Origin of the sequence: Hydrogenimonas sp. (assembly GCF_029933015.1) — a bacterium.
GTDB lineage: Bacteria > Campylobacterota > Campylobacteria > Campylobacterales > Hydrogenimonadaceae > Hydrogenimonas.
The window spans coordinates 1-4,147 of the sequence record NZ_JAOZOZ010000140.1 but is presented as its reverse complement, the minus strand read 5'-3'; the positions used below and the strand labels follow the sequence as shown (position 1 = coordinate 4,147).

Below are 4,147 nucleotides of genomic sequence, written 5' to 3'. Positions count from 1 at the left end.
CGAGATCACGAAAGAGCTCGTCTACAGTCTGGACGAGTAGGCAATGCGTGCCGGTAAACGGTGAACGGGGAACAGTGAAGGGAAATGGAGATTCGGGAGTGAAAATCGGGTATCGCCGGACGTCGGGCGGATTGGAGATAGGCAGACGGATCGTGCGTTTCGCGACGGGATTTTCTCTTCTTGCGATCGTGCTTTTGGCCCAGATCGGATGGTTCTGGGTAACCAAAAGCACGGATGAAAAAGCGTTGGAGGCGAAAAAACGCTTCGTCGCGCTGACGGGCCTCCCGGACCTGGCGGTGGCGACCGAAGCACGGTTCATCCGGTTTCGTTCCCTGACAGATCTCTATTCCCCTTTCAACGAAGGGCCGGAAATGCTCGACTACTTTCCGGCCTCCTTCACCTATGCGCCTCCCGATAGCGGGAGCGTGAATCCTTCGAAGGTTCAGACACGATGAAAAACCTCTTCGCCTTCGCTCTCAGCTCCCTCACGCGGCGCGGCGGCAAAAACTTCTTTATCTTCACGATCTTCGCGCTGATGATCTTCATTCTCGCGGGTATCTTCACGATCACCCACGCCCTCAAAGCGGAGATGTTCGCGACGCTGGAAGCGCTTCCGGAGATCACGGTGCAGCGGATCGTGGCGGGCCGCCAGACGGACATCGACGCCGAGAGGGCCGAGAGGATCGCGGAAATTCCCGGTGTCACCGATGCCATGCCCAGGGTGTGGGGCTACTACTACTTCGCCAAAGCCGGGGTCAACTTCAGCATCGTCGGGGTCGAGGCGTTCGGGACATCCTACAAATCCTCGCTCGAGAGTGTGGCCGACCTTTTCGGCGAGAAGCTGATGGAGGGCGATACGATGGTCGTGGGGCCCGGGGTGGCCGAAACCCTGGCGCGCAACTTTTTCAAGGATTACTTCTACTTCGTCAAACCCGACGGAAGCCTGAAAAAGGTGACGATCGCCGGCATCTTCAAACCCGAAACGACGCTCGAGAGCAACGACATCGTCGTCGTGGAGCAGGGATTGGCCCGTGAGCTCTTCGGCATGTCCGAAGAGGCCGCCACCGACATCGTCGTGAAGGTGGCCAACGACGAGGAGATTCCCACCATCGCCAGAAAGATACGGGAAATCTATCCCGACACCCGTGTCGTCACCAAAGAGGATCTGCGCATCAGTTACCAGAACGTCTTCGACTACAAGAGCGGGATCTTCCTGGCGCTCTTCATCATCGCCATCTTCACCTTTTTCATCATCATCTACGACAAGGCCAGCGGGCTCTCCAGCGAAGAGAAGCGGGAGATCGGCATCCTCAAGGCACTTGGGTGGAAGATCGGCGACATTCTGAAAGTCAAACTCTTCGAAGCGCTGGTAATATCCCTGGGGGCCTATCTGCTGGCCGTGACGTTGGCGGTGGGGTATGTCTTCGGACTGAACGCCCCGTTGATGCGGGATCTTTTCATGGGATATTCGGTGCTCAAACCGCCCTTCGAGCTTCCGTTCACTCTCGATGTGGGGACGCTGGCGCTGATCTTTTTCACGACGGTACCGGTCTATATCGCCGCCACGCTGATTCCGTCGTGGAAGGCGGCGACGCTGGAAGCGGACGAGGTGATCCGCTAGTGCGCTTCGCTTGGGAAAACGGGAAACGGGAAACGGGAAACGGAGATTTACGATGATCGAAGTCAAAGAAGTAACCAAAGTCTTCAATCCGGGGCGGCCCAACGAGATGACGGCGCTGGAAAACGTCTCCTTCGAAGTGGGGGAGAACGAGCTGGTGATTCTCAAGGGTCCCAGCGGCAGCGGCAAGAGTACGCTGCTTTCGCTCATCGCCGCACTTCAGAAGCCCACCTTTGGCGAGGTGATCGTAAGGGGCGAACGGGTCTCCAAGCTTCCGGAAGATTTCGCCGCTCTCTATCGCCGTCATACCATCGGTTTCATCTTCCAGAAGTTCAATCTCATCCCGACCCTGAGCGTCTTCGAAAACATCATCACGCCGTTGATGCCGGAAAAACTGGACGAAAAGGAGCTTCGGGCCAGAGCGGAGCGGGTGATGGAGGAGTTTTCCATCGCCCACAAAGCGAACGAACTGGCCAAAAACCTCTCCGGCGGCGAGCAGCAGCGCACCGCCATCGCCAGGGCGCTGGTCAACGACCCGCCGATCATCCTGGCCGACGAGCCCACCGCCAACCTCGACGCGAAACTCTCCAAAGCCTTTCTGGAGTATGTCCACCGTATCAAGGAGGAGGGAAAGACGATCCTCATCGCCACCCACGACCCTCTCTTTTTCGACCTCGACATCGCCGATCGCGAGATCGAGCTGCACAACGGAAAGATCGTCAACAGTGAGGATTGAGAAGTTGACCCCGTTCACCGTTCACTCTTCCCCGTTCACCAAATTCAAAGGAGCCCTCCTTTGAATCTGTTGAGCCCCGACGTCATCGCCATTCTGATGCTTGATGGCATCCTTTCGCTCTTCGCGCTGCTGGCACTCGCCATTTCGGTGCGGATCGTCCTCAAATGGGACGCCGATGCCACGACGCCGCTGCAGTACACGCTGGAGAAACGGGCCTATCTGGTGGCGACGATCATCGAGTATATCTTCTATCTCAAGCTGCCGCTCTTTCTCTATTTCATCTACACCCTCGATCTGCTCAGCAACATCCTTCCGGGCGCCATGTGCGCGGCGGGGGTCACCAACGCCACGGTCTACGGGATGTGGCTGTTTGTCGTCAAGATCCTCGATCTCTACCTCTTCGGTCTCTGGATCGTCGTGCACAGGATCGACATGCGCCGGCCCGACTACCCCTATACGAAGCCGAAATTTCTCTTCTTCATCCTGATCTTTCCCGTTTTCATGCTGGAGTACTGGCTGGAGTGGCGCCATTTCGGCGGCATCGATCCCCATGTCATCGTCAGCTGCTGCGGCACGCTCTTTTCCGCGGCCAAAACCTCGGCCGTTTCGGCTTTCGTGACGCTTCCGACACCCGTGACGCTGGGGCTTTTCTACGGCAACTTTCTGCTGATCGTCGCGGCGTGGTTTTTCAAAAAGCCCCTTTTGACGGCACTGGCCAATCTGCTCTTCATTCCCGTCGCCATCGTCTCGCTGATCGCCTTTTTTTCCACCTACGTCTACGAGATGCCCCACCACCACTGCCCCTTCTGTCTGCTGCAGGGAGACTACCACTACGTGGGGTATGCGATGTATACGGCCCTTTTCGTGGGTACTTTTTTCGGTATCGCCGCCTGGGTCGCCGAGCGGCTGGCCTATCCCGCGGCCAAACGCTGGATGAAATGGTCGCTGATTGGGGATATTTTATATGTCGCTTTGGTATCATACTACCCGATAAGTTTCTATCTGAAAAACGGAGTATGGCTGTGAGATGGATCGTCGTTTTTGCGCTCTCTTTTTTTATGCTGGCCGGTTGCGGTGAAAAAGAGTCGAACGTGGGTATCGAAAGTCCCGACGGAAGAGCCGTCGATTTCAAACCCGGCAGTGTCGTCTGCCCCCAGTGCCACATGGATGTCAAATCGCTCACCGACAGCGCCGAGCTCGTCCGTGACGGCAAGGTGACGGTCTTCGACGATCCGGGGTGTATGGTGCTCTGGATGGATGCCCACCATATCGATCCAAAGAGCGTGAAGCTCTGGGTCTACACCCGGGACACCCACCGCTGGGTCGACGCGACGAAGGCCCACTACTCGCAGACCGATCCGACCCCGATGGGCTACGGCTTCGGCGCCTACGAAAAAGCGGCACCGGATCGCATACCCTTCGAGGAGATGCGGCTGCGGGTACTGCGGGGGCTGACCCTCAAAGACCCGAAGATACGAAAAAAACTGTTAGGATATTAGGAGATAAAATGGCGAACGAACCCGAATTCAAATCGATGATCAAAGCCAAGCCCCTGGGCGGCTGGTACATCGAGCTGACCGAAACGGCGACGGGAGAGACGGTGGTCTGCGACGACCTGGACGAGTATATGAACAAGATCGAGGAGATGGGACAGGAGTACGGTCCCGGGATGCAGGTGGCCTGGAGCGTCGATCCCACCGTCGACAAGAAGATCATGGACGCCTACGTCCTGGAGATCCGTGGCCTGATGCAGAAATATCAGGACGAAGCGGGAGTGGGGGGCCAGTAAAAGC

Annotated in this window: 6 protein-coding genes; all 6 read left to right on the top strand. The window is 57.2% G+C overall.

Features of this window, described 5'->3' with window-relative positions; genetic code table 11:
• Positions 1-98 precede the first annotated feature (98 nt).
• The 6 genes from Q1K23_RS08190 to Q1K23_RS08165 are packed head-to-tail and all read left to right on the top strand — an operon-like array spanning position 99 to position 4,143.
• Positions 99-455, top strand: a complete 357-nt coding sequence (locus Q1K23_RS08190; RefSeq protein ID WP_300363713.1) for a hypothetical protein — start codon at positions 99-101, stop codon at positions 453-455.
• Positions 452-1,621: an FtsX-like permease family protein gene (locus tag Q1K23_RS08185; protein WP_300363711.1), complete on the top strand. Its 1,170-nt coding sequence runs from the start codon at positions 452-454 to the stop codon at positions 1,619-1,621. The genes Q1K23_RS08190 and Q1K23_RS08185 overlap by 4 nt, the downstream gene beginning before the upstream one ends.
• Positions 1,622-1,673: 52 nt before the next feature.
• Complete coding sequence (locus tag Q1K23_RS08180) at positions 1,674-2,354, top strand: ABC transporter ATP-binding protein (protein WP_300363710.1); 681 nt, start codon at positions 1,674-1,676, stop codon at positions 2,352-2,354.
• Between the two features lie 60 nt (positions 2,355-2,414).
• On the top strand, positions 2,415-3,380 hold the full coding sequence (locus tag Q1K23_RS08175) for a hypothetical protein (RefSeq protein ID WP_300363708.1): 966 nt from the start codon (positions 2,415-2,417) through the stop codon (positions 3,378-3,380).
• A complete protein-coding gene (locus tag Q1K23_RS08170; protein ID WP_300363707.1) occupies positions 3,371-3,853 on the top strand; it encodes a hypothetical protein in 483 nt (160 codons plus the stop codon). Before Q1K23_RS08175 ends, Q1K23_RS08170 begins: the two co-directional genes overlap by 10 nt.
• Positions 3,854-3,861: 8 nt before the next feature.
• Entirely contained in the window at positions 3,862-4,143 is a 282-nt protein-coding gene (locus Q1K23_RS08165) for a hypothetical protein (protein ID WP_300363705.1), read from the top strand.
• Positions 4,144-4,147: the final 4 nt, after the last annotated feature.

What these genes read in the sequence shown, in the direction of transcription:
- Q1K23_RS08185 (WP_300363711.1), top strand. Translation starts at nt 452, where the DNA reads ATGAAAAACCTCTTCGCCTTCGCTCTCAGCTCCCTCACGCGGCGCGGC.
- Q1K23_RS08170 (WP_300363707.1), top strand. Translation starts at nt 3,371, where the DNA reads ATGGCTGTGAGATGGATCGTCGTTTTTGCGCTCTCTTTTTTTATGCTG.
- Q1K23_RS08165 (WP_300363705.1), top strand. Translation starts at nt 3,862, where the DNA reads ATGGCGAACGAACCCGAATTCAAATCGATGATCAAAGCCAAGCCCCTG.
- Q1K23_RS08180 (WP_300363710.1), top strand. Translation starts at nt 1,674, where the DNA reads ATGATCGAAGTCAAAGAAGTAACCAAAGTCTTCAATCCGGGGCGGCCC.